Below are 23,439 nucleotides of genomic sequence, written 5' to 3' on the forward strand. Positions count from 1 at the left end.
TCAGAGCCGCCAGACCCGCACGCCGACCCCGTCGGCCGGCACGCGCAGGGTGCCGCGGCGGACCTTGAGCCGCCCGCCCGGGCCGCCCGGCTCGGTGCCGAGCAGCGCCTCGACGTCACCGAGGGCCTCCTGCCCGGTGGCGAGCAGGGCGCCCTCGGGCAGGTCGACGCTCCCGCCCGCGGCCCGTCGCGCGCACACCAGCAGCGAGCCCGCGGGGTGCTCGCGCACGAAGACGAGGGTGTCGTCGTCGACGTGGGCCCACCGCAGGCCCCCGCGGGTCAGCGCGGGCTCCGCGGCGCGCAGCCGCGCGAGGGCGGCGTACGTCGCGAGCGTGTCGTGGTCCCAGTCGTCGCGGCGGTGCCACGGCATCGGGCGGCGTGCGTCCTCGCCGTTCACGCCCTCGAGGCCGATCTCGTCGCCGGCGAACACCATGGGCACGCCGGGCAGCGTGAACTGGAGCCCGGCCGCGACCCGGTGGACGGGCGCGGAGCCGGTCAGCGTGCGGATGCGCGCGGAGTCGTGGCTGCCGAGGATGCTCCACGACTGGGCGGTGGCCTGCCAGCCGTAGCGCGCCTGCCACTCGCGCAGGGTGCGGTGGACCTGCTGGCCGGGGCGGCGCGGCACGGGCACCGGGCGGCCGAAGGGGCGCGCTGGGGAGTCGGGGTCGCGCAGCCACGACCACACCGGCCACGAGAAGCCGGAGTAGTTCATGGTGCCGTGCCACCCGTCGCCGTCGAGGTCGCCCGAGGCGTCGTGGTTGTGCTCGCCGATGACCCAGGCGTCGCCGCGCTCGGCCTCCGCCGTGCGCCGCACGGCCCGGGCGGTGGCGTGGTTGACGTCGACTGCGCCGAGGCGCCCGGTCATGTTGGCGACGTCGATGCGCCACCCGTCGACCGAGAAGGGCGGCCGCAGCCAGCGCGCCACGACGCTCTCGGGGCCCTCGACCATGGCCGCGCGCAGGTCGGGGTCGGCGAGGTTGAGCTTGGGCAGCGTGCCGTGGCCCATCCAGCACTCGTAGCTGCCGTCGTGGGCGAAGTAGTACCACCCGCGGGTGGGCGAGTCGGGGGCCGACGCGGCCCGGGTGAACCACTCGTGGGTGTCGCCGGTGTGGTTGGTGGTGAGGTCGCCGAGCAGGCGCAGCCCGCGGGCGTGGACGGCCTCGGCCAGCCGCGCGTAGGCCGCGTCGCCGCCCAGCAGCGGGTCGACGCCGTCGAAGGTGGAGGCGTTGTAGCGGTGGTTGCTCTCACCGGGGAAGACCGGCGTCGTGTAGAGCACGGTCGCGCCGACCTCGGCGAGGTGGTCGAGGTGCTCCGTGACGCCGTCGAGGTCGCCGCCGAAGAGCTGGAGCGGCGTGCGCGGGTCGGAGCCCTCGAAGACGACCTCGTCGTCCCAGTGCGCCGGCACCGCCCAGGCCGGGGTCTCGCGCTCGTCGGCGGCCGTCGAGCGGGCGAAGCGGTCGGGGAAGACCTGGTAGACCACCGCCTCCCTGCCCCAGTCGGGCGCCCCGGCGTGGGTGGTGACGCGGAAGTCGAAGCTGTCGGGGCCGTCGTGGTCGACGACGCCGGCGGCGGTGAGCCAGCGCTGCGGGGAGCCGTCGGCCTCGGGACCCACCAGCAGGAAGCGGTAGTGGGTGACCGGGTTGTGCAGCGGCAGCTCGCCCTCCCACCACACCGAGCCGTCGGCGCGGGCGTCGCGCGCGACCACGGTGCAGGCGTGGAAGGTGGGCTCCGCGTCGTACGTCGTGCGGATCCACACCCGCTCGACCGGGTCGTCGGCGGCGACCCGGCAGCGCACGCGCACCGACCAGCCCAGCGTCGGGGACTCGTCGTCGAGGTAGGCGGGGGACCCGTCGTGGTGGGGCTCGCGCAGCAGGCTCATGGCGCGGATTCTCCCTCACCGCGCGCGGCCGGGCGCACGGCTCCGGCGACTGCGCCCACGGGTGCCGCCCGGCTCGACCCGTCGTCGGGCGCGGCGTCTAGGATGACGCCGCGCCCGACGAGCGCACGCCGGTGTAGCTCAGTAGGTAGAGCGCTTCTCTTGTAAAGAAGATGTCGCGGGTTCGACTCCTGTCACCGGCTCCACGACCTGCCCCACCACCGCTCTCACGCGCCGAGCAGCGCCCGCATCTGCTCGATCTCCGCGCCCTGGGAGTCGACGATCGACTCCGCGAGGGCGACCGCGTCGGCGTCCTCGCCCTCGGCGGCCTCGGTCTCGGCCATCTCCACCGCACCCTCGTGGTGGGCGACCATCATCTCCAGCCACTCCTCCTGGAAGGACGCGTCGGGCGCCTCCTCCAGCGCGTCCATGTCGGCGTCGCTCATCATGCCGGGCATGTCGGAGTCCATGTCCATGCCGCCGGACCCGTCCATGCCCGTGCCGTCCTCGGCGTGGGCGTTGGCGTGGTCGTTGACGGTGGGGGGCACGGGCTGGTCCCAGGCGCTGAGCCAGTCGACCATCTGCTCGATCTCGGGAGCCTGGGCCGAGCGGATCTGCTCGACGAGGGCGGCCACCTCGGGGTCGAGGTCGCGGCCCGTGGTCATGTCGACCATGGCCAGGGCCTGGGCGTGGTGCTGGACCATGTCGGTGGCGAAGACGACGTCGGCCTCGTTGAAGTCGGCGCCCTCGGGCACCGAGACCGCGGAGGACCCGGTGTCGGGGCCGGAGCCGTCGTCGTCGCCGCAGGCCGCCAGGCCGGTGGCGAGGGCCGCGGCCGCGAGGCCGGCGGCGAGGGCCCGTCGCGTGCGGGCAGGGGTGGTGCGGGCAGGGGTGGTGCGGGTGGTGGTCATGGCTGTCTCGTCTCTCGTCGGTGGTGCAGGTGTGCGGGCGCGCAGGTGCCGGTCGTCGTCGACGACCGGATCCTCAGCAGCGGCACACGCAGAGCGCGGAGAGCAGCGGTGGGTCGGGGTCGCGGCCTCGGGCCGGCGGGGCGACACCGAGGAGGGTCAGCCGCGGCAGCAGCCAGGGGGTGCGGCGCAGTCCAGGCCCGAGGAGCAGCAGGGCGCCGAGGCCGCCGAGCAGCACCGCGAGGCACAGCCCGGCCATGCCGTCGTCCACCGGGGGCGCCGACAGCACCGCCGTGTCCGGGCCGGTGCCCGGGGCCGCCGCCCCGGCCACGTCGGTCTCGTGGCCCGTCCGGTGGTCGGTCCCGTGGTCGGTGGCACCGGCGGGGGCGACGTGGGCGGAGTGGCCCGCGGAATGGTCGCCGAGCCCGTGCATGCCGAACAGCCCGGCCAGCACCAGGAAGAGTGCGGCCAGGGCCCAGCGGGACCTCGACCTCGTCACGTCCTCCAGCGTAGCGAGGCGCTCAGCGCAGCCGTCGAGGGGCGAACGTCCTCGGCGGGGAGGCGATGGACCCCTGGGCCGCCACCAGCTGGATCTCGCGGGTGCCGGCCGCGAGGGTCTCCTCGAGCACCGCGAACACGGTGCCGGTGGTGAGGGCGAGCGCCTCGGCGGGCGAGCCGGTGGTGCGCAGGTGGGCGAGGTAGAGCGCGGCGGTGACGTCGCCGCAGCCGTTGGGGGCGAGGGGCAGCAGGGGGGTGGTGACTGCCCAGGCGCCGGCGTCGGAGACGGCGACGACGTCGAGGTGGCCCTCGGGCACCGCGTCGTGCAGCACCGAGGTGACCAGCACGTCGCGCGGGCCGCGCTCGCGCACGACGTCGACCGCGGCCAGCACCTCCTCCAGCGTCGTGGTGGTGGTGCCGGCGAGGAAGTCGAGCTCGAAGTGGTTGGGGGTGACGACGTCGGCGGCCGGCACCACGGTGTCGCGCATGAACTCGGGGATCCCCGGTCGCACGAACATGCCGCGCCCCACGTCGCCCATCACGGGATCGCAGCAGTAGACCGCGGCGGGGTTGAGCTCCTTGACCCGCGCCACGGCGTCGAGCACGACCGCCCCGACGGCGGGGTCGCCCTGGTAGCCCGAGAGCACCGCGTCGGCCTGCCCGAGCACCCCGCGGTCGTCGATGCCGGCGATCACGTCGCGCACGTCGTCGGGGGCGAGGAGCGGGCCGCGCCACGCGCCGTAGCCGGTGTGGTTGGAGAAGTGCACGGTGTTGACCGACCACACCTCGTGGCCGAGGCGCTGCAGCGGGAAGACCGCGGCGGAGTTGCCGACGTGGCCGTAGGCGACCGAGGACTGGATCGAGAGGATCTGCACGGGACCATCATCGCGGGCCGGGTGGGTGGCGTGCGAGCCTGGGGGCGTGCCCCCGGCTCCCGACCTGCGCACGCGCTCCACCGCGCGACTCGCGCTCACCGCGATGGGACCCGACGACGCCGAGCAGCTCTTCGCGGTCCTCTCCGACCCGCGCGGGTGGTGGTTCGACCCCGCGGCACGCCACGTCGACCTCGCCCGCACCCGGGCGTACGCCGAGCGCGCCGCCGCGCGGTGGCCCGCCGACGGGCTGTCCTACTGGACCGCCCGCGACCTGCGCACCGGCGACGTGGTGGGCCTCGGCGGCGCCCAGCGCCACCGCAGCGGCGCGTGGAACCTCAGCTACCGCGTGGCCACCGGGCAGTGGGGCCGGGGCCTGGCGACGGAGCTGGCCGCGGCCGGCGTGGAGGCCGCACGCCTGGCCGACCCCACCAGCCCCGTGGTGGCCTACGTGCTGGCCGCCAACACGGCCTCGGCGCGCGTCGCCGCAGCCGTCGGCCTGGTCGACCGCGGGCCCCGTGTCGACGCCAACGACGGCGTGGAGCGCCACGCGTGGAGCGACCGCCCCCTCGAGCCCGAGCCGGGCTGAGGCGGCGGACCCGGGTTCAGGCCACCTGGAGCGAGCGCTTGGAGAGCCCGATCCAGAAGCCGTCGATGCGCTGCTCGCCGGGGTCGTCGGCGCGGGTGGCCGCACCGAGGGTCACGAAGAGCGGCGAGAGGTGCTCGACCGTGGGGTGGGCCCAGGGCAGGCCCGGTGCGCGGTCGGCGTAGGCCGCGAGCTCGTCGACGTCGCCGCGGGCCAGCGCCTCCGCGGCCCACGCGTCGAAGTCCTGCGACCAGGCAGGGGCCTCGGCGTCGATGCGGAAGTCGCGCAGGAAGGGCAGGCCGTGGGTGAGGAAGCCCGAGCCGATCACCAGGACACCCTCGTCGCGCAGCGGGCGCAGCCGCTCGCCGATCGCCAGCAGGCGGGCCGGGTCGTGGGTGGGCAGCGACATCTGCAGCACGGGCACGTCGGCGTCGGGGTACATGACCTTCAGCGGCACCCACGCACCGTGGTCGAGGCCGCGGGAGGTGTGCTGGTGCACCGGCTCGCCCGCGGGCATCATCGCCGCGACCCGGGCGGCCAGCGCGCTGGCGTCGGGGGTGCGGTAGGTCATCCGGGAGTACTTCGGGTCGAAGCCGCCGAAGTCGTAGACCAGCGGGGCGCCGCTGGCGCTCAGGCTGATCGGGGCCGACTCCCAGTGGGCGCTGACGATGAGCACGGCGGTGGGGCGCGGCAGGTCCCCGGCCCAGGCGGCCAGCTGCGAGGACCACAGCGGGTCGTCGAGCAGCGGCGGCGCACCGTGGCCGATGTAGAGGGCGGGCATGCGTCCGGTGGCGGGCGCGGGTGGGGCGGAGGGTGCTGCTGCGTCGGGCATGGTCACGTCCAGGTCAATGGTTGATGATTCAACATTATTCCATCGGAAGCGTCCACGCCACCGGGGAGCCGCCCTGCTCGACGAGCATCCGGTCGACCGTCGAGAAGGGGCGGGAGCCGAAGAAGCCCCGGCTCGCCGAGAGCGGCGAGGGGTGCACCGACTCCACCGCCGGCACGTCACCCAGGGCGGGGCGCAGCGACTGGGCGTCGCGGCCCCACAGGATCGCGGCCAGCGGCCCGCCGCGGGCCGCCAGCGCCGCGATCGCCGCGTCGGTGACCTGCTCCCAGCCCTTGCGGCGGTGCGAGGCCGACTCCCCGGGCCGCACCGTCAGCACGCGGTTGAGCAGCATGACCCCGGCGTCGGCCCAGGCCGTCAGGTCGCCGTGCGGCGGCGGCTCGACGCCGACGTCGCTGCGCAGCTCGGCGTAGACGTTGGCCAGGCTGCGCGGGACCGGCCGCACGTGGGGGTCGACGGCGAAGCTGAGCCCGATCGGGTGCCCCGGCGTGGGGTAGGGGTCCTGGCCCACCACGAGCACCCGCACGTCGGCCAGCGGCCGCTGGAAGGCGCGGAAGACGTGCTCGCCGGCGGGCAGGTAGCCGCGGCCCGCCGCCACCTCCTCGCGCAGGAAGGCCCCCATCGCCGCCACCTGCGCGTCCACCGGGGCCAGCGCCTCGGCCCAGTCGGGGGCCATGAGGCCCTTCTCCACGAGTCCGGCGAGTGCGCTCATGCCGCGACGCTACCCAGCGCCGGAGGGGGTCGCCCCGGCGGCGTCGGAGGACCACTGGGCGATCCACTCGTCGAGCGCGACCCACGTCGTCCCCCGGGCCGCGCGACCGGTGAGCATGCCGAGGTGGCCGCCGGGCACGATCTCGAAGCGGACCTCGGGCGAGCCCGACAGCAGCGGCACGACGGCCTTGACCGCGGGCACCGGGGCGATGCCGTCGGTGGCGCCGGCGAAGACGAGCACGGGCACGTCGATGTCGGCGAGGTCGAGGGTGCGTCCCTCGACCTCGAAGGTGCCGCCGACCAGGGCGTTGCCCTTGACGAAGCGGTGGTAGAGCTGGCCGAAGGTGCGCCCGGGGTAGGCGATCATGCCGTCGGTGAAGCGGTCGACCGCCTCGATCTGGGCCAGCCACTCCCCGTCGTCGAGGTTGCGGGCCACCGCGAGCGGCTTGGTGACGACCTTCTGGAACGACGAGAGCTGGAAGGCCCAGCGCACCAGCGGCTTCGGGGCGCCCCCGAGGGCCTGGTAGCCCCGCGTGACGAGGCCTCGGCCGTCGCTGAGGTTGAGCAGCGGGCGCAGCGGCGCCACCAGCGGCACCAGCCTGACGTCGACCGGGGAGCCGACCACGGTGAGCGAGGCGATCGGCAGGTCGGGGGAGCCCGCGGCCGCGAGCATCGAGAAGATGCCGCCCAGGCTCCAGCCCACCACGTGCACCGGGCGCCCGCCCGCGTGGGCCGCGGCCTCGCGCACGGCGGTGGGCACGACCTCCTCCACCCAGTGCTCCATGCCCAGGGCCCGGTCGCGGAAGGAGACCTGGCCGTACTCCACCAGGTAGGTCGGGCGGCCGGCGCGCACGAAGTGCTCGACCAGCGAGCAGCCGCGGCGCAGGTCGTAGCAGGTCGCGGGCGCCGCCAGCGGCGTCACCAGCAGCACCGGGTCGCCCGTCTGCTTGACCGCGGCGGCGGGCCGGTAGTGGTAGACCTCGCGCAGCGTGCCCTCGTCGATGAGGGTGCGCGGCATCGGTCGCAGGTCGGCCAGGCCGCCGTAGAGGACCTTGTGGGCGACGTTGCCGGCCGCGGAGACGACCTGATCGGGCTTGGGGATCAGATCCATGCTGCGAAAGTTACCCCGGGGGTCACGAGCGGCGGGCCGGCTTGACCGCCTTGCCGTGGGTGCCGACGTCGGAGAGCTCCGACATGAAGGAGGCCGCCCACGCCGCCACGTCGTGCTGGGTGACGGTCTTGCGCATCGCCTTCATCCGCCGGGTGGTCTCGCGGGGCTCGGCGTTGAAGGCCTCCAGCAGCGCCGACTTCATGCCGTTGATGTCGTAGGGGTTGACCAGCCACGCCTGGCGCAGCTCGTCGGCGGCGCCGGCGAACTCCGAGAGCACCAGGGCGCCGTCGTTGTCGTAGCGGCAGGCGACGTACTCCTTGGCCACGAGGTTCATGCCGTCGCGGTAGGGCGTGACGACCATGACGTCGGCGGCGGTGTAGAGCGCGGCCATCTCCTCGCGGGGGTAGGAGGAGTGCAGGTAGGAGATCGCCGGGCGGCCGATGCGGCCCAGGTCGCCGTTGATGCGGCCGACCAGCCGGTCGATCTCGTCGCGCAGGATCCGGTACTCCTCCACCTGCTCGCGCGAGGGCACGGCTACCTGCACGAACACGGCGTCCTCGACGTCGAGCTGGCCGTCCTCGATCAGCTCGGCGTAGGCGCGCAGCCGGGCGAAGATGCCCTTGGTGTAGTCGAGCCGGTCGATGCCGAGGAAGACCTTGCGCGGGTCGCCGAGCGCCTCGCGGATCTCCGCGGCGCGCGCGACGACCGGCTCGGAGCGCGCCATCTCCTCGAAGCCGGCCGCGTCGATGGAGATCGGGAAGGGCGAGGCCCGCACAGTGCGGCCGTCGGGCAGGTAGACGAGATCGCGGTGGGTCTTGTGGCCCACGCGCTGGCGCACGAGGCGCACGAAGTTCTGCGCCGCCCCCGGCAGCTGGAAGCCGACCAGGTCGGCGCCGAGCAGGCCCTCGAGCAGCTGGCGGCGCCACGGCAGCTGCTGGAAGAGCTCCGCGGGCGGGAAGGGGATGTGGAGGTAGAAGCCGATGCGCAGGTCGGGGCGCAGCGTGCGCAGCATCTGCGGCACCAGCTGCAGCTGGTAGTCGTGGACCCAGACCGTGGCGTCCTCGGCGGCCAGCGACGCGGCCTTCTCGGCGAAGCGCTGGTTGACGTGGACGTAGGAGTCCCACCACTCGCGGTGGAACTCCGGCTTGGCCACGAGGTCGTGGTAGAGCGGCCAGAGGGTGCCGTTGGAGAAGCCCTCGTAGAAGCCCTCGATGTCGGCCTGGGTCATCGACATCGGCACCAGCTCGAGGCCGTCGTGCTCGAAGGGCTCCAGGCCCTCCTCGGTGCCGCCGGGCCAGCCGATCCACACGCCGTCGTTGGCGCGCATCACGGGCTCGATGGCGGTCACGAGGCCGCCGGGGGAGGTGCGCCAGCCCGAGGACCCGTCGGGCTGGGTGACCCGGTCGACCGGCAGGCGGTTGGCGACGATGACGAGGTCGTAGGACACGGGGCGACCCTAGTCAGTCCTCGGGGGCGGCGCGTCCCCCCGGTGGGGTGGATCGGGGGCGGATCGGAGGGGGTGGCGGGGTCAGCGCTCGTGGGGGAAGCGCACACCGACCTGCGCGCGCAGGTCGTCCATCTGCCGCAGCAGGGCCAGGGTCTGGGCGTGCGGCACCAGCGGGCTCTCGCGCAGCCCCGCCGCGACGCAGCGCGCCACCTCAAGCAGCTCGTTGCCGTAGCCGCGCCCGACGACCGGCTCGGCGCCCTCGAGGAGCAGCACCTCGCCCAGCCCGCCGCCGTCGTTGCTGCTGCCCTCGGCGTACGGCGTGAAGGTGGCGGCGGCCGGGTGGTGGAAGTCGGGCAGGTCGACGCGGCCGAGGCTGGTGGCGACGGCGGCGGCGCGCGAGGACCACGACGTCATCGACGCGGTCATCGTGGCCAGGGCGCCGCCGGGGTAGCGCCCGGCGACGGCGATGTCGAGGTCGATGCCGCCGTCGGAGAGCGTGGCGGTCGCGGTGAGGGCCTCGGCCTCCCCGAGCAGCAGGTGGGCCACGGTGAGGGGGTAGATGCCCATGTCGAGCAGGGCGCTGGCCCCCAGCGCGGGGTCGAGCATCCGGTCGCCGGGGTCGGCGTCGACGCGGAAGCCGAGCTCGGCGTGGAGGTGGCGCGGCGTGCCGAGCTCGCCGGAGGCCAGCCGGGCCGCGACCTCCCGCACGACGGGGTGGGTCGCGGTCCACATCGCCTCCATGAGGAAGCGGTCGTGCTCGCCGGCCAGGCGCACCATCTCCTCGGCCTGGGCGGCGTCGAGGGTCAGCGGCTTCTCGCACAGCACGTGCTTGCCGGCCTCGAAGGCCAGGCGGGCGTGCTCGAGGTGGAGGGCGTGGGGGGAGGCGACGTAGACGACGTCGACCTCGGGGTCGGCCACGAGGGCCTCGTAGGAGCCGTGGGCGGTCGGCCGGGGGCCGATCGCGGCGTACCAGTCGGCGAACTCCTCGGCCGCCTCCTGGCGGCGCGAGCCCACGGCCACCAGCCGGGCGCCCGGGGTGAGCGCGAGGTCCTGGGCCACGCTCCGCGCGATCTTGCCGGTGGCCAGGAAGCCCCACCGCAGCTCGGGGACCGGGGCGGCGTCGGGCGTCGGGGTGGGGGCGCTCATGGGCTCCACCCTAGGAGCGCGACGCGCGGCGGGTCCGGCGGCGGTTCGAATGACACCGTTGTGGTTCGGCGACTACAGTGAGCCCCGGCCACCCCCACCACGACCTCCCGGAGCGCAACGCATGGAGCCGCAGCGAGACACCCAGCGCGACCCCGGCCCCGCCGCGCTCAGCGAGCGCGACCGCGACATCCTCGAGTTCGAGCGGCAGTGGTGGAAGTTCGCCGGCGCCAAGGAGTCGGCGGTGCGCGAGAAGTTCGACATGAGCTCCACGCGCTACTACCAGGTCCTCAACGCCCTCATCGACCGCCCCGAGGCGCTCGAGGCCGACCCGCTGCTCGTGCGGCGGCTGCGGCGGCTGCGGGCCGCCCGTCAGCGCCAGCGCTCGGCGCGCCGCCTCGGCTTCGAGGTCTGACCCCTTCCCCAAGCACGACCAGACCCTGACAGGGAGCTCCCATGCGGGTGCGTGACCAGCGAGGCGTCGTCTACCCCTCGCCCGTGGTGATCCTCTCCATCATCGCCGTCGCGATGGCGGCCGTGGCGTTCTTCGCGACCCAGGGCAGCGAGCCCACCGAGCGCGAGATCACCCCGATCGCGCGCGAGGAGGCCAGCCCCTCGCCGAGCGCCACGCCCGAGGCCGACGAGGCGACCGAGCCGGCGGAGCCGGAGAAGACGAAGAAGCCGAAGTCCGCCGTGGAGCGCAGCGCGGTCTACGTCGAGGTCTACAACAACTCGAGCATCTCCGGCCTGGCCGCCGAGGCGGGCGCCAGCGCCTCCGACGTCGGCTGGCAGGTCGTCGGCACCGACAACTGGTACGGCACCGTGCCGGCCACCACCGTCTACTACCCCGCCGGCCTCAAGCGCGAGGGTGAGCTGCTCGCCCTCGACCTCGGCGTGGACCGCACCATGCCGGCGGTCGGCGTCATGAAGCCCGACCGCCTCACCCTGATCCTCACCGCGCCCCTGTCCTGAGCGCGGGGGCGTGGTTGGCTGGGTCCATGGAGTTCACCTCGACCCGGGGCGAGCAGCGCTACGCCGCCCTGGTCCGCGCCGCCGCCGAGACCGTCGTGGGCCTGGACTTCGACGGCACGCTGTCGCCCATCGTCGATGACCCCGAGCAGGCCCACATCCACCCCGACGCCAGCGCGGTGCTGGTCGACCTGGCCACGCAGGTCTGCGCGGTCGCCGTCGTGACCGGGCGACCCGCGCGCCAGGCCCTCGACCTCGGCGGGCTCGAGGAGGTCGGCAACGCCGTCGGCGAGGCCGGCAAGGAGCTCTACGTCTTCGGCCAGTACGGCAACGAGCGCTGGAGCTCCACGCGGCGCCGCGTGGTCGGCCCGCGCCCGCCGCACGGCCTGGCCACCTTCCTGCGCGACCTGCCCCGCACGCTGCGCAGCGCCGGCGCGGGGGAGGCCTGGCTGGAGGACAAGGGCCTCGCGGTGGCCGTGCACACCCGCCGCCTGCCCGACCCCGACGCGGCCTTCGAGGCGCTGCTCGGCCCCGTGGGCGACCTCGCCCGCAGCCACGACCTCAGTGTCGAGCCCGGCCGCCACGTGATCGAGGTGCGCTCGGCGGGCATGCACAAGGGGCTGGTGGTCGAGCGACTGGTCGAGGAGCTGGGCGCCGGCGGCTTCCTCTTCGCCGGCGACGACCTCGGTGACGTCGAGGCCTTCGAGGCCGTCGGCGCGCTCGACGACGCGGGGCTGCCGACGCTGCGGGTGTGCTCGGCCAGCGACGAGGAGAGCACGCTCGTCGCGATGTCCGACGTCGTGGTCGCCGGGCCCGAGGGCGTCCTCGCGCTGCTGGCCCAGCTCACCGCCGACGCGCGCGACTCGCGGGCCTGACACCGCCGTCCGCCCCGGGCCGTGCCCTCCTGGACCGGGCGGCTCAGTGCGCCGAGCAGCAGGGGATCTGCACGCGCTGCTCGAAGGCGACCAGGCCGCCACGACCCGGCTGCACGAGGAGCACGCACCGGCCCTCGCGCCACACCGGCCGGGCGAAGCCGGTGAGGTCGAGCGCCGCGTCGCGGCGTACGTCGCTCCCGGCCAGGCCCTCCACGGCGTCGACGCCGCTGTCGGCCTCGACGGCGGCCGGCGTGGTGACCCGCTCGACGGCGGCGCGGCCGGGGTAGTCGACCAGCCGCCCCGCCCGCCGGGCGCGGTGCTCGCCCAGTGCCGCCCGGGCGCCGCCGAGCAGATCGGGCGGCCCGGCGCTGGCGCCGTCGAGCACCAGCGCGACCCCGGGCAGGGCCTCGGCCAGACGGCAGAGCACGTCGGCCCGGGCGGGGGGTCCCGCGCCCTCGCCGGGGTCGGCCCAGGAGAGGGCGACCGCGGTGTGCGCGTCGGGCACGCGCACCACGTGGGTGCTGGCCCAGCGGTCCGTCCCGGTGCCGGCGACCTGCGCGAGCACCTCGCCCACCGCGTGGACGAGGTGCTCGGCGGCGCCGTGGTCGCGGGTGCCGCCGTCGACGCCCAGCGTGGTGCGCAGGGGCGGGGTCACCTCGCCGGGACGACCCAGATCGGGTTCGTGTAGAACCACAGGTCCACCCACGGGTCGGCGTCGCCCATGACGTCGAGCGCGGGACCGGCCGGGTCGACGCCGGCGCCGAGGTAGCCCGGCTGCTGGCGGTTGCCGTCGGTGCCGCGCAGGCGCACGTAGAAGGCCTCCTCGGCCGAGCCGAGGTCGTGGCGGATCTGGAACGTGCCGGTGCGCGCCGAGGTGTCCCACTGCTCGACGACCTTGGTGTCGGGGGCGGTGAAGGTGTCGCGGTCGCTGGCCGAGGCCGGGTCCACGACGCCGCGCACGAGGTCGACGCGGTTGAGCCGGGGGGTGAACATCGCCCAGTTCGGGACGTCCTGGGCGGTGATGGTCACGACCAGGCTGAGGCGGGCGCCGCGCGGGGCGACCAGCGTGCCGCCGAGGGTCTCGGTGAGCCGCCCGGGGCGCCGTCCGTTGCCCCGCGTCGCGACCACCTTGACGTCGACCGACTTCACCAGGCCGCCGTGGTCGACCCACACCCGCCCGTCGCGCATGCCCTTCATCACCGCGCGGTAGGACCGCGAGGTCGTGCCGACGTGGGTGCGGCTGTAGAAGCCGGGCCAGAAGTCGCCCGCGGTGGTGTTGACCCGGCCGGCGTAGACCGGGTCGCCGTAGCGGCCGTCGGCGTTGAACTGCTCGGAGGTGGAGCCGTCGGGGCGCCGCGAGGTGTCGGTCCAGTTGACGTGGGAGTCGGAGTTGGCGCTGATCGACCAGGGCTTGCCCTCGGCCAGCAGGGAGTCCCACAGCCCGCCGACGGTGGAGGTCATCCAGTCGAAGCCGCCCCACGTGCGGTAGCTCTCGGGCGGGTAGGCGGCGAAGGAGTTCGGGCCGGGCGCGTTGCCGTAGTAGCCGCGCGAGGAGCCGGCGCCGTAGCCCTCGGGCAGACCGGCGGCCTGGTGGCCGGGCGCACCCTCGAAGCCGATGGCCACGCTCGGGTCGGCGTCGCGCCAGGCGCGGATCTCGTGGGGGCTGTCGATGCCGTTGCGGGCGGGGTGGTTGGCCAGGAAGAGCGCGTCGGTGACCCGCTTGCGGCTGACCTGCCGGCCCAGCCACTGGATGCCGGCCACGGCCAGCGCCTCGTTCTCCGGGCTGCTGGCGGACGCGCCCTTGACCGAGCCGTCGTAGTCGTTCTCGAACTGCTTGAGCACCGCGACCTCGTGCGGACCCGGAGCGACGAAGACCGTGCCGTGCTCGGCGGCGGGGATGTTCCACTCCAGGCCCTGGAAGACCAGGGTGCCGGGCAGCTCGGCGCGGGCGTCGAGGATGTCGGGGTTGACCAGGTCGACGCCGATGCGGGCGTGGGTGGCGCCGCCGTGGTCGGTGATGACCAGCCAGTCCAGGCCGTAGGCCGCCGCGTGCTGGGCCTGGTCGAGCACGGTGTACTGCCCGTCGGAGCTGTGCTGGGTGTGGATGTGGTGGTCGCCGGCCAGCCACTGCGTGACCGCGCCGCCGGAGGGGCCGGGGCCACGCCGGGCGGCCTCCTCCGCGGTGGCCGCGGTGACGCCGCTCATGCCGGCCATGCCGGCCGCCGCCGCGCCGGTGAGGCCGGCCGCGCGCAGCAGGTTGCGCCGTGACAGCTCGCCGGGGGAGAGGTCGGTGTCGGCGGTGTCGCTCGCCAGCGCCGCCGACGTCAGCGCGGTGGCCTCGTCGGTGGTGTGGCGGTGGTGGGTGTGCCCGTGGGAGTGCCCGTGGGAGTGCCCGTGGGCGTGCCCGTGGGAGTGGTCGTGCGGGTGGTGGGGGTCGTGGGTGTGGCCGTCGTGCGTGCTCACTGTCGCTCTCCTCGAGACGTGGGGGAGCCGGCCGCCGCGGGCCAGCCCTGCGACGCTCCACCGCGACGGTGAACGCCGGCCCCGCTGTGCGCGGCCCGCCGGTGAACGACGTGCGCCCGGCGTACGTCTCACCCCGGTGGGCGGGTCCACATCGCGGGACCGATGTGCGCATGCTGAGACGGCGTCGTACTGTTTTCAACAGCTCATCCAGAGGGACTGAGGGAACGGCCCAGTGAAGTCCCGGCAACCGCCACGAGCCTCCGCCACCCGGCACATCGGGGACACGGACGTGGAGACGGTGCCAATTCCGCCCGGCGCGAGAGTCGCAGCCGGGGAAGATGAGAAGGAGGACGCGTGAGCACCGTCGCTGAAGTAGAGACCGCCCAGCCCACCCCGGCCGACCAGCCCGGGATCCGTGAGGGTGCGTTCGGCAACGCCCGGGCCCTCGCCTGCCGCGAGTGCGGCAACGAGGTCGAGCTCGGCCCCCACTACGCCTGTCCGGAGTGCTTCGGTCCGCTCGAGGTGTCCTACGACTTCCCGGTCGTGACGCGCGAGGAGATCGAGGCCGGCCCCCGCAACATCTGGCGCTACAAGGCGCTGCTGCCGGTGCCCGACGACATCGAGCAGAGCCCCAACATGGAGCCGGGCTTCACCCGCCTGCTCCAGGCCCGCAACCTCGGCCGCGAGCTCGGCCTGGAGAAGCTGTGGGTCAAGGACGACAGCACCAACCCCACCAACTCCTTCAAGGACCGCGTCGTGGCCTGCGCGCTGAGCGCCGCCACCGAGTTCCACTCGAAGGTCTTCGCCTGCCCCTCGACGGGCAACCTGGCCAACGCGGTCGCCGCGGCGGGCGCCCGCGCCGGGATCAAGACCGTGGTCTTCATCCCGAGCAACCTCGAGAAGCCCAAGCAGGTCAACTCCGCGGTCTACACCGACTCCCTCGTCGCGGTGAACGGCAACTACGACGACGTCAACAAGCTGGCCTCCGAGATCGCGGGCGAGGAGGACGGCTGGGCGTTCGTCAACGTCAACGTCCGTCCCTTCTACGCCGAGGGCTCCAAGACCCTGGGCTACGAGATCGCTGAGCAGCTCGGCTGGCGCCTGCCCGACCAGGTCGTCATCCCCGTGGCCTCGGGCTCGCAGCTGACGAAGGTGCACAAGGCCTTCGGCGAGCTCGTGCGCCTCGGTCTGGTCGAGGACAAGCCGGTCAAGATCTTCGGCGCCCAGGCCACCGGCTGCTCGCCGGTCTCGACCGCCTACAAGGCCGAGGTCGACGCGATCCGCCCGGTGAAGCCCGACACCATCGCCAAGAGCCTGGCCATCGGCAACCCCGCCGACGGCATCTACGTGCTCGACATCTGCCGCAGCACCGGCGGCGCGGTCGAGGACATCACCGACGACGAGGTCCGCGAGGGCATCCTGCTGCTGGCCCGCCACGAGGGCATCTTCACCGAGACCGCCGGCGGCACGACCGTCGGTGTGCTGAAGAAGCTCGTCGAGACCGGTCAGCTCGACCCCACCCTCGAGACCGTCGTCATCAACACCGGCATGGGCCTGAAGACCCTCGACGCCGTCTCCGACCAGGTCGGCCCGGCCGCCACGATCGACGCGTCCTACGCGGCGTTCACCGCCACCGGCATCGCCTGACCGGCCGGTCCGCCGCACCCCTCCCAGCCCTCGCCGCACCAGCACCAGGAGATCGACCCCATGAGCGTGTCCGTCCGCGTCCCCACCATCCTGCGCACCTACACCGGTGGTGAGTCCGAGGTGACCGCCTCCGGCGCCACCCTGGCCGACGTGCTCGACGACCTCGAGACGCAGTACGCCGGCATCCGCGCCCGGGTGCTCGACGACAACGGCAAGCTGCGCCGCTTCGTCAACGTCTACGTCGGCAGCGAGGACGTCCGCTTCCTCGACGACCTCGCCACCCCCACCCCCGACGGCACCCAGGTCTCGGTCATCCCCGCCGTCGCCGGCGGCTGACCCACCCGCTCCCTGCTCGGAGCGGCGGTCGAGGCGGCACCAGCGCCCCGGTGGTTGAGGTGGGAGCGCCAGCACCCCGGTGGTCGAGCAGGGAGCGCCAGCACCACGGTGGTCGAAGAGGGAGCGTCAGCGCCCCGGTGGTCGAGCAAGAAGCGCCAGCGCCGCGGTGGTCGAAGACGGAGCGCCAGCGCCCCGGTGGTTGAGGAGGGAGCGCCAGCGACCGTCTCGAAACCACCCTCGCGCGACAGCGCAACCCTCTCCACAGATCCACCGGCAGACCTAGTCATCGAATACGTGTTCGAATAGACTAGGCGCATGCTCCTCGACCTCGACACCACCGGCACCGTGGTCGACATCGAGTCCCTCGAGGCCGATGACGTCCTGGAGTACGCCGCCGACACAGCGAGGTCGGTACGCGCCGCCGAGCGTCGCACCCTGCGGGTCATGGCCCGCTGGGGAGCACTGAACCCCGACCAGGCCTACGCCTGGTCAGTGCCCGGCATGATCCGTCACGGGCTGGACGAGTTCGCGGCTGAGCCGTTGGCCCTGGCGTTGGAGATGTCGCCAGTGAATGCGGGCTGCAACCTGGCCGAGGTCATGGAGCTGGTCCACCGGCTGCCCCGCACCTGGGCGATGGTGGAGGACCTCACCCTCCCCGGCTGGCGCGCGCGCCGGATCGCCTCCCAGACCCAGGTGTTGAACGACACCGGGGCTGCGTACGTCGACCGCAAGATCGCCGCCCTCGGTGCGAAGGTCCAAGGCCTCGGGGCGCGACGCATCGAGCTGTTCGTCGCAGAAGCCGCGGCCAGGCACGACCCCCACGCCCAGGCCGCGCTGGAGGAGAAGGCCCGCGGTGGGTGGAACGTCCGGGTGACCCACGACGTCGACCGCGGGTCCGCCTCCGGCACCTCCTGGCTCGAAGTGCTCGGTGACACCCAGGACCTCACCCGCTTCCACGACCTGATCTGCGCCACCGCCGCCGAGCTCGGCCGCCACCAGACCTCGACCGGAGCAGCGGTCGAGTCGCTGGAGGTCCGCAAGGCCCGCGCGATCGGCGTCATCACCGACCGCGCCCAAGGACTGACGGCACTGGACTCGGTGGAGCCCACGACTGCGAAGGAGCGGGTGGTCTACGTCCACCTGCGCCCCGAGGACCTCGCACGCGCCGACACCCTCGCCGCCCTCGACACGGCCTGCTTGAACGGAGAAGAACCCGCGCTGGAGGAGCCCCCGCCGCCCACCGAGGCCCCGGCCGGAGAACCCCCACCGGACCCCCGGGACCTCCCCACCCCCGTAGACCACGAGACCGTCCCCGCGGGACAGGTCGCGAACCCGGTGGCTGAGGAGCGAGCGCAGCGAGCGTCTCGAAGCCCCGCCGCGGGCAACGACCCCGAGACCACCGCCGGACAGACCCCGGCCCCGGTGGCTGAGGAGCGAGCGCAGCGAGCGTCTCGAAGCCACCCCACCACCGACGAGCACCCAGTGCACGAGCAGCCCGCGGACGACCCGTACCGCACCACCGGACCCGACCTGCGCCCCACAGCGGTCCACCGCCACCACGAGACCAGCCACCTGTCCCAGATCGACCGCACCGGCCCACCACCCGGCACCGCAGTCGTCGAAGGCCTCGGGGTGGTCTCCACCACCACCCTGCGCCGCTGGCTGGCCGGCACCAAGGTGTTCGTGAGACCCGTCATCGACCTCGACCCCACCACCGCAGGAGCCGTCGACCGCCACGACCCACCACCCTGGATGCGCGAACACGTCGTCATCCGCGACCCCCGGTGCGTGTTCCCCGGCTGCACCGTGCCCTCACGCCGCTGCGACCTCGACCACATCACCCACTACCGACCCCTCGACCACGGCGGGAAGCCCGGCCAGACGCACCCGTCCAACCTCGCGCCGCTGTGCCGCCACCACCACCGACTCAAGACCACCGGCTCCGTAGGCAGCCCACCCTGGAGCTACACCCGGCATCCCGACGGCACCTGCGCCTGGACCAGCCCCCACGGCTGGACCACGCTGGTCCGCACCGGCTGAGCCCTGTCGGCCCCCGGCGCCGAGGTGCGGCTCCCGGGGAAGCGGCCCGATACGGGGGTGTCTGCGACCGTGGTGCGGTCGGGGTCCGTGTCGAGGGGTCCGGCTGGGCGACACGTCGCCTCCACGCCCACGACACCGCCCGTTCAGGAGCACCTGGTTGAACGTCCCCATGCCCGACGCCCCCTCCACGACCCACGCCCGCTCGACGCGCAACCGGCTCGTCGCGGTCGGTATCGCCGCCGCGGCGGTCGGCGCGGCCACCGGGGGGCTCGGGATCGGCGCGCGCGAGCTGCTCCACCGCCAGGCCGACCACGCGCGCCGGCTGATCGGGAAGCCTCTGGGCGAGGTGGCGCCCGACGCCGACCGCACGTGGAAGAAGTCCTACGGCGACTCCGTGCAGCTGCTGCTGCTCGGCGACTCGATCGCGGCAGGTCTGGGCGCCGACCGGCCCAAGGAGACCCTCGGCGGCCGGCTGGCCAAGGGGCTGGCCAAGGCGACCCACCGGTCGGTGCGGCTGCGCACGGGCGCGGTGGTCGGGTCGGAGAGCTCGATGCTGACCGCGCAGCTGGCCGGGCTGCCCGCGTCGTACCGCGCCGACGTGGCCGTCATCGTCGTCGGCGGCAACGACGTGACCCACCGCGTGCCCGTGGCCGACAGCGTGAAGCACCTCGAGGAGGCGATCGCGCTGCTGCGCGAGCGCGGCACGGCGGTGGTGGTCGGCACGTGCCCCGACCTCGGGCTGCTGCGCCCGGTGCCGCAGCCGCTGCGAGCGCTGGGCTCGCGCGCCTCGCGGCAGCTGGCCGCCGCCCAGATGACGGCGGCGGTGGCCGCCGGGGCCCATGCGGTGTCGCTGGCGCACTGCGTGGGCCCGTTCTTCATCACCAACCCCGACGAGATGTTCAGCCTCGACCGCTTCCACCCCAGCGCCCTGGGCTACAAGCGCACCGCCAAGGCGATGCTGCCCTCGGTGCTGGCCGCCCTGGGCGTCGCGGAGCAGGTGCCGTTCGGTCACCGCGCCCCGGCCCTGCCGCCGGGCTGAGCCCGCGGGTGCGGCAGGCTCGTGGTGTGACGACCGTGCTGCTGGCCACCTTCGACCTCCTGCCCGACGGCGAGCGCGGGGGCGACCTGCTCCCGCCCGCCCTGGCCCGGCGCGGCATCGAGGCCCGGTGGGTCTCCTGGTCCGACGACACCGTCGACTGGGCAGGGGCCGACCTGGTCGCCGTGCGGTCGACCTGGGACTACCACCGCCGGCTCCCGGAGTTCCTGGCCTGGGCCGAGCGCGTGGGCCGGCGGGTGCCGCTGCTCAACGGGGCCGACGTCTTCGCCTGGAACGCCGACAAGGCCTACCTGCTCGACCTCGCGGTCGACCTGCCCGTCGTGCCGTCCCGGCTCGTCGACGACACCGGCCTCGCCGTCGCGCTGGCCGCGGCCCTGGCCGAGCACGGCGAGGTCGTGCTCAAGCCGCGCACGGGCGCCGGCGGCGTGGGCCTGGTGGTGGCCGCCCGCACCGACGACCCCCGCCTGGCCGACCTGGGCGACGGTCCCTGGCTGCTGCAGCCGGTGGTGGCGTCGGTGCGCACGACGGGGGAGCGCTCGCTGTTCGTGCTCGACGGCGCCGTGGTCTCGCAGGTGGACAAGGTGGCTCCCTCCGACGACCTCCGCGTCCACCCGCAGTACGGCGGGAGCTCGCGTCCGGTGCCCCTCGACCCCGCGGCGGTCGACCTCGCGGAGCGCGCGACCGCCTGGCTGGGCGAGCGCTTCGGCCGCCCGCTGCCCTACGCCCGCGTCGACCTGCTCGAGGTCGACGGCGCCCTGGCGGTGAGCGAGGTCGAGCTGATCGAGCCCGGGCTCTACCTCGACCTCGTGCCGGGCAACGCCGAGGCGTTCGCCGACGTCGTCGTCGGCGCCCTCGGCGCCGCGTCGACCGCCCCCTGATTTCTTGCACTCGCCCAGGGCGAGTGCTAAACATGATGCTGGCACTCTCCTCTGGAGACTGCCAAGACATCAGGACCGGCGGGTTGAGGTCTGCAGCGTCGGCGGGAAGGGTCCGCCGGATCGGCCAGATCGTCCGTCGCGGGCAACGAGCCGGTCCGTCCACGCACGTCCCATGCGAAGGATCGCAGGAGTTATGTCGAAGCTGATTGCTTTCAACGAGGAGGCCCGACGCGGCCTCGAGCGTGGCATGAACACGCTCGCGGACGCCGTCAAGGTGACCCTCGGCCCCAAGGGGCGCAACGTCGTCCTCGAGAAGAAGTGGGGCGCCCCCACGATCACCAACGACGGTGTCTCCATCGCCAAGGAGATCGAGCTCGAGGACCCCTACGAGAAGATCGGTGCCGAGCTCGTCAAGGAGGTCGCCAAGAAGACCGACGACGTCGCCGGCGACGGCACCACCACCGCCACCGTCCTCGCCCAGGCGATGGTCCGCGAGGGCCTGCGCAACGTGGCCGCGGGTGCCAACCCGATGGGTCTCAAGCGCGGCATCGAGGCCGCGGTGGCCGCCGTCTCGGAGCAGCTGCTCTCGATGGCCACCGAGATCGAGACCAAGGAGCAGATCGCCGCCACCGCGTCGATCTCCGCCGCTGACACCACCGTCGGCGAGATCATCGCCGAGGCGATGGACAAGGTCGGCAAGGAAGGCGTCATCACGGTCGAGGAGTCGAACACCTTCGGGCTCGACCTCGAGCTGACCGAGGGCATGCGCTTCGACAAGGGCTACATCTCGGCGTACTTCGCGACCGACATGGAGCGCATGGAGGCCGTGCTCGAGGACCCCTACGTCCTCATCGCCAACCAGAAGGTCTCCAGCGTCAAGGACCTGCTCCCGATCCTCGAGAAGGTCATGCAGTCGGGCAAGCCCCTGCTGATCATCGCCGAGGACACCGACGGCGAGGCCCTGTCGACCCTGGTCGTCAACAAGATCCGCGGCACCTTCAAGTCCGTCGCCGTCAAGGCCCCGGGCTTCGGCGACCGCCGCAAGGCCATGCTGCAGGACATCGCGATCCTCACCGGCGGCCAGGTCATCTCCGAGGAGGTCGGTCTGAAGCTGGAGTCGACCGGCATCGAGCTGCTCGGCCAGGCCCGCAAGGTCGTCATCACCAAGGACGAGACCACGATCGTCGAGGGCGCCGGCGACGCCGCCCAGATCGAGGGCCGGGTCAACCAGATCCGCGCCGAGATCGAGAAGTCCGACTCCGACTACGACCGCGAGAAGCTCCAGGAGCGCCTCGCCAAGCTGGCCGGCGGCGTGGCCGTCATCAAGGTCGGCGCGGCCACCGAGGTCGAGCTCAAGGAGCGCAAGCACCGCATCGAGGACGCCGTGCGCAACGCCAAGGCGGCTGTCGAGGAGGGCATCGTCGCCGGCGGCGGCGTGGCTCTGGTGCAGGCGTCGGCCACCGCGTTCGACAAGCTCGAGCTCGAGGGCGACGAGGCCACCGGCGCCAACATCGTGCGCTACGCCACCGAGGCCCCGCTCAAGCAGATCGCGGTCAACGCCGGCCTCGAGGGCGGCGTCGTGGCGGAGAAGGTGCGCAACCTGACCCCGGGCCACGGCCTCAACGCCGCGACCGGCGAGTACGTCGACATGCTGGCCTCCGGCATCATCGACCCCGCCAAGGTGACCCGCAGCGCGCTGCAGAACGCCGCCTCCATCGCGGCGCTCTTCCTCACCACCGAGGCCGTCGTGGCCGACAAGCCCGAGAAGGCCGCCCCCATGGGTGGCGACCCCTCCGGTGGCATGGGCGGCATGGACTTCTGAGTCCCGCCCCGCACGACCCGCAGCACCCGCACCACCAGCAGGGCCCCCGCTCCGGCGGGGGCCCTGCTGTGCTTGGCTGGAGTGGTGGACCCCGCCGAGCAGGACGCCCGCGACCGCGCGCGCTTCGAGGAGCTCGCCCCCACCCTCGTCGAGCCGCTGCGTCGCTTCCTCGCCCGCCGCACCGACGCCGACACCGCCGAGGACGTGCTGGCCGACACCCTGCTGGTCTGCTGGCGCCGCGCCGACCAGCTGCCCGACGCGCCGCTGCCCTGGGCCTACGGCGTCGCGCGCAACTGCCTGGCCAACGCCGAGCGGGGCCGCCGTCGTCAGCAGCGCGTCGCCGCGCGCATCGCCGTGGTCGACCCGCCGCGGGCCAGCACCGCGGGGCCGGGACACGACGCCGTGACCGACCCCGACCTCGCCGCCGACCTCGACGCCGCCCTCGCCGCGCTGCGGGAGGAGGAGGCCGAGCTGCTGCGGCTGTGGGCCTGGGAGCAGCTCACGCCCGCCGAGCTCGCCGTCGTGCTCGACATCAGCGCCAACGCCGCGAGCATCCGTCTCCACCGTGCCCGCGGCCGGCTGCGCGAGGAGCTCGCCGCCCGAAAGGACGAGCGCGCCGCCGGACATGAGGGGACGAGAGGGAGGAGCAGCCGATGACCGACGACCCGCAGCACGACGACGCGCAGCACGATCCCGAGCTGCGCGCGCTCCTGCGCGGCGCCGACCCGGCCGCCTCCCTGCCGCCGGCCGACCCCGCGCGGGTGGCCCGACTCCTGGAGGACGTCATGAGCAAGCCCCGTCACGGTGAGGACGCCTCGACCACCACCGGCGAGAACCGCGCCAGCGGCACCCGCGGCCGCAGCCCGCTGACCTGGCTGGTCGCCGCGGCCGCGGTGGCCCTCATCGGCGTGCTCGGGGTGGGGGCCCTGCTCGGGGCCGACGACGAGGACGACGTGCCCACCGCCGGCGACGCCCCCGCCGTCTCCGGCGACGCGGAGCCCAGCGTCACCCGCCTCGAGGTCGCCGACGCCCCGGCCGGTCGCTGCATGGTGCCGACCCCCGAGGTCCTGGCGGGCGCCTCGCTGGCCTTCGAGGGCACCGTGACCGAGCTGGTCGACGGCACGGCGGTGCTCGAGCCCTCGGAGTTCTTCGCCGGCCGCTCCACCGACACCGTCGAGGTGACCGCGCCGAGCGAGGACCTCCAGGCCCTCATCTCCGCGGTCGACTTCCAGGTCGGCGAGCGCTACCTCGTGGCCGCCGACGGCGCCCAGGTGATGGTGTGCGGCTTCAGCGACCTGGCCACCCCGGCCCAGGAGCAGCTCTACGCCGAGGCCTTCAACCGGTGAGCGCACGA

At 74.0% G+C, this 23,439-nt stretch carries 23 protein-coding genes, 1 tRNA gene and 1 riboswitch; of the genes, 13 read left to right on the forward strand and 11 right to left on the reverse strand.

The features are described 5' to 3' along the window. Entirely contained in the window at positions 1 to 1,878 is a 1,878-nt protein-coding gene (locus tag M3673_RS18250) for a glycoside hydrolase family 13 protein (protein WP_251535449.1), read from the reverse strand. Between the two features lie 127 nt (positions 1,879 to 2,005). Here M3673_RS18250 and M3673_RS18255 point away from each other — a divergent pair. Then, positions 2,006 to 2,081: transfer RNA gene (locus M3673_RS18255), tRNA-Thr, on the forward strand. Positions 2,082 to 2,102: 21 nt separating this feature from the next. Here M3673_RS18255 and M3673_RS18260 read toward each other — a convergent pair. The 3 genes from M3673_RS18260 to pdxY form a co-directional block, all read right to left on the reverse strand. Then, on the reverse strand, positions 2,103 to 2,786 hold the full coding sequence (locus M3673_RS18260; RefSeq protein ID WP_251535450.1) for a DUF305 domain-containing protein: 684 nt from the start codon (positions 2,784 to 2,786) through the stop codon (positions 2,103 to 2,105). Between the two features lie 73 nt (positions 2,787 to 2,859). Further along, positions 2,860 to 3,282 carry a DUF6153 family protein gene (locus M3673_RS18265; protein WP_251535451.1) on the reverse strand — a complete coding sequence of 141 codons (423 nt, stop codon included), beginning with the start codon at positions 3,280 to 3,282 and terminating at the stop codon, positions 2,860 to 2,862. A gap of 22 nt (positions 3,283 to 3,304) precedes the next feature. Next, positions 3,305 to 4,156, reverse strand: a complete 852-nt coding sequence (gene pdxY, locus M3673_RS18270) for a pyridoxal kinase PdxY (RefSeq protein ID WP_193666217.1) — start codon at positions 4,154 to 4,156, stop codon at positions 3,305 to 3,307. Positions 4,157 to 4,202: 46 nt separating this feature from the next. Between pdxY and M3673_RS18275 the strand changes: the two genes are divergently transcribed. Next, positions 4,203 to 4,742, forward strand: a complete 540-nt coding sequence (locus M3673_RS18275; protein WP_193666216.1) for a GNAT family N-acetyltransferase — start codon at positions 4,203 to 4,205, stop codon at positions 4,740 to 4,742. A 16-nt stretch (positions 4,743 to 4,758) separates the two neighbouring features. Here M3673_RS18275 and M3673_RS18280 read toward each other — a convergent pair whose 3' ends face one another. The 5 genes from M3673_RS18280 to M3673_RS18300 form a co-directional block, all read right to left on the reverse strand. Further along, a complete protein-coding gene (locus tag M3673_RS18280) occupies positions 4,759 to 5,571 on the reverse strand; it encodes a dioxygenase (RefSeq protein ID WP_227489553.1) in 813 nt (270 codons plus the stop codon). Between the two features lie 34 nt (positions 5,572 to 5,605). Beyond that, positions 5,606 to 6,298 (reverse strand): uracil-DNA glycosylase, encoded by a 693-nt coding sequence (locus tag M3673_RS18285; RefSeq protein ID WP_193666215.1) that lies wholly within the window; start codon positions 6,296 to 6,298, stop codon positions 5,606 to 5,608. 9 nt (positions 6,299 to 6,307) lie between these two features. Beyond that, positions 6,308 to 7,408 (reverse strand): alpha/beta fold hydrolase, encoded by a 1,101-nt coding sequence (locus tag M3673_RS18290; RefSeq protein ID WP_251535452.1) that lies wholly within the window; start codon positions 7,406 to 7,408, stop codon positions 6,308 to 6,310. A gap of 22 nt (positions 7,409 to 7,430) precedes the next feature. Further along, positions 7,431 to 8,855 (reverse strand): trehalose-6-phosphate synthase, encoded by a 1,425-nt coding sequence (locus M3673_RS18295; protein WP_251535454.1) that lies wholly within the window; start codon positions 8,853 to 8,855, stop codon positions 7,431 to 7,433. 81 nt (positions 8,856 to 8,936) lie between these two features. Then, entirely contained in the window at positions 8,937 to 10,001 is a 1,065-nt protein-coding gene (locus tag M3673_RS18300) for a Gfo/Idh/MocA family protein (protein WP_251535455.1), read from the reverse strand. 121 nt (positions 10,002 to 10,122) lie between these two features. On the opposite strand from M3673_RS18300, the gene M3673_RS18305 reads away from it, so the two are divergent. The 3 genes from M3673_RS18305 to otsB are packed head-to-tail and all read left to right on the forward strand — an operon-like array spanning position 10,123 to position 11,842. Further along, positions 10,123 to 10,413, forward strand: coding sequence for a DUF3263 domain-containing protein (locus M3673_RS18305; protein WP_056863505.1), 291 nt, complete (start codon positions 10,123 to 10,125; stop codon positions 10,411 to 10,413). Positions 10,414 to 10,454: 41 nt separating this feature from the next. Then, positions 10,455 to 10,970, forward strand: coding sequence for a LytR C-terminal domain-containing protein (locus tag M3673_RS18310; protein ID WP_251535456.1), 516 nt, complete (start codon positions 10,455 to 10,457; stop codon positions 10,968 to 10,970). A 26-nt stretch (positions 10,971 to 10,996) separates the two neighbouring features. Beyond that, positions 10,997 to 11,842 (forward strand): trehalose-phosphatase, encoded by an 846-nt coding sequence (otsB, locus tag M3673_RS18315; protein WP_193666212.1) that lies wholly within the window; start codon positions 10,997 to 10,999, stop codon positions 11,840 to 11,842. A gap of 43 nt (positions 11,843 to 11,885) precedes the next feature. On the opposite strand, the gene M3673_RS18320 is transcribed toward otsB, so the two are convergent. Together M3673_RS18320 and M3673_RS18325 are read right to left on the reverse strand one after the other, a co-directional pair. Continuing rightward, positions 11,886 to 12,497, reverse strand: coding sequence for a hypothetical protein (locus M3673_RS18320; RefSeq protein ID WP_251535457.1), 612 nt, complete (start codon positions 12,495 to 12,497; stop codon positions 11,886 to 11,888). Then, positions 12,494 to 14,305: a PHP domain-containing protein gene (locus tag M3673_RS18325; protein WP_251535458.1), complete on the reverse strand. Its 1,812-nt coding sequence runs from the start codon at positions 14,303 to 14,305 to the stop codon at positions 12,494 to 12,496. Before M3673_RS18325 ends, M3673_RS18320 begins: the two co-directional genes overlap by 4 nt. A 200-nt stretch (positions 14,306 to 14,505) precedes the next feature. Then, positions 14,506 to 14,650: riboswitch (SAM riboswitch) on the forward strand. Positions 14,651 to 14,716: 66 nt separating this feature from the next. Here M3673_RS18325 and thrC point away from each other — a divergent pair. The 8 genes from thrC to M3673_RS18365 all read left to right on the forward strand — a co-directional run bounded on the left by thrC (position 14,717) and on the right by M3673_RS18365 (position 23,431). Beyond that, positions 14,717 to 15,952: a threonine synthase gene (thrC, locus tag M3673_RS18330; protein ID WP_056863601.1), complete on the forward strand. Its 1,236-nt coding sequence runs from the start codon at positions 14,717 to 14,719 to the stop codon at positions 15,950 to 15,952. Between the two features lie 60 nt (positions 15,953 to 16,012). Beyond that, positions 16,013 to 16,288 carry a MoaD/ThiS family protein gene (locus tag M3673_RS18335; protein WP_056863510.1) on the forward strand — a complete coding sequence of 92 codons (276 nt, stop codon included), beginning with the start codon at positions 16,013 to 16,015 and terminating at the stop codon, positions 16,286 to 16,288. Between the two features lie 315 nt (positions 16,289 to 16,603). Next, complete coding sequence (locus M3673_RS18340) at positions 16,604 to 18,328, forward strand: HNH endonuclease signature motif containing protein (RefSeq protein WP_251535459.1); 1,725 nt, start codon at positions 16,604 to 16,606, stop codon at positions 18,326 to 18,328. Positions 18,329 to 18,497: 169 nt separating this feature from the next. Continuing rightward, entirely contained in the window at positions 18,498 to 19,367 is an 870-nt protein-coding gene (locus M3673_RS18345; RefSeq protein ID WP_251535461.1) for an SGNH/GDSL hydrolase family protein, read from the forward strand. Between the two features lie 26 nt (positions 19,368 to 19,393). After that, entirely contained in the window at positions 19,394 to 20,263 is an 870-nt protein-coding gene (locus M3673_RS19790) for a hypothetical protein (RefSeq protein ID WP_251535463.1), read from the forward strand. Positions 20,264 to 20,456: 193 nt separating this feature from the next. Further along, complete coding sequence (gene groL, locus M3673_RS18355; protein WP_056865829.1) at positions 20,457 to 22,085, forward strand: chaperonin GroEL; 1,629 nt, start codon at positions 20,457 to 20,459, stop codon at positions 22,083 to 22,085. 84 nt (positions 22,086 to 22,169) lie between these two features. Further along, on the forward strand, positions 22,170 to 22,742 hold the full coding sequence (locus M3673_RS18360; RefSeq protein WP_251535465.1) for an RNA polymerase sigma factor: 573 nt from the start codon (positions 22,170 to 22,172) through the stop codon (positions 22,740 to 22,742). Further along, entirely contained in the window at positions 22,739 to 23,431 is a 693-nt protein-coding gene (locus M3673_RS18365) for a hypothetical protein (protein ID WP_251535467.1), read from the forward strand. Before M3673_RS18360 ends, M3673_RS18365 begins: the two co-directional genes overlap by 4 nt. The last annotated feature ends 8 nt before the right edge of the window (positions 23,432 to 23,439 follow it).

Source organism: Nocardioides sp. P86 (assembly GCF_023712465.1).
Lineage (GTDB): Bacteria > Actinomycetota > Actinomycetes > Propionibacteriales > Nocardioidaceae > Nocardioides > Nocardioides kribbensis.

Bases quoted from the DNA above. Each gene is read 5' to 3' on its own strand.
- M3673_RS18365 (WP_251535467.1), top strand. From the start codon at position 22,739: ATGACCGACGACCCGCAGCACGACGACGCGCAGCACGATCCCGAGCTG.
- M3673_RS18335 (WP_056863510.1), top strand. From the start codon at position 16,013: ATGAGCGTGTCCGTCCGCGTCCCCACCATCCTGCGCACCTACACCGGT.
- M3673_RS18285 (WP_193666215.1), bottom strand. From the start codon at position 6,298: ATGAGCGCACTCGCCGGACTCGTGGAGAAGGGCCTCATGGCCCCCGAC.
- otsB (WP_193666212.1), top strand. From the start codon at position 10,997: ATGGAGTTCACCTCGACCCGGGGCGAGCAGCGCTACGCCGCCCTGGTC.
- M3673_RS18250 (WP_251535449.1), bottom strand. From the start codon at position 1,878: ATGAGCCTGCTGCGCGAGCCCCACCACGACGGGTCCCCCGCCTACCTC.
- M3673_RS18300 (WP_251535455.1), bottom strand. From the start codon at position 10,001: ATGAGCGCCCCCACCCCGACGCCCGACGCCGCCCCGGTCCCCGAGCTG.
- groL (WP_056865829.1), top strand. From the start codon at position 20,457: ATGTCGAAGCTGATTGCTTTCAACGAGGAGGCCCGACGCGGCCTCGAG.
- M3673_RS18345 (WP_251535461.1), top strand. From the start codon at position 18,498: ATGCCCGACGCCCCCTCCACGACCCACGCCCGCTCGACGCGCAACCGG.
- M3673_RS18280 (WP_227489553.1), bottom strand. From the start codon at position 5,571: ATGCCCGACGCAGCAGCACCCTCCGCCCCACCCGCGCCCGCCACCGGA.
- M3673_RS18305 (WP_056863505.1), top strand. From the start codon at position 10,123: ATGGAGCCGCAGCGAGACACCCAGCGCGACCCCGGCCCCGCCGCGCTC.
- M3673_RS18290 (WP_251535452.1), bottom strand. From the start codon at position 7,408: ATGGATCTGATCCCCAAGCCCGATCAGGTCGTCTCCGCGGCCGGCAAC.
- M3673_RS18260 (WP_251535450.1), bottom strand. From the start codon at position 2,786: ATGACCACCACCCGCACCACCCCTGCCCGCACCACCCCTGCCCGCACG.
- M3673_RS18310 (WP_251535456.1), top strand. From the start codon at position 10,455: ATGCGGGTGCGTGACCAGCGAGGCGTCGTCTACCCCTCGCCCGTGGTG.
- M3673_RS18340 (WP_251535459.1), top strand. From the start codon at position 16,604: ATGCTCCTCGACCTCGACACCACCGGCACCGTGGTCGACATCGAGTCC.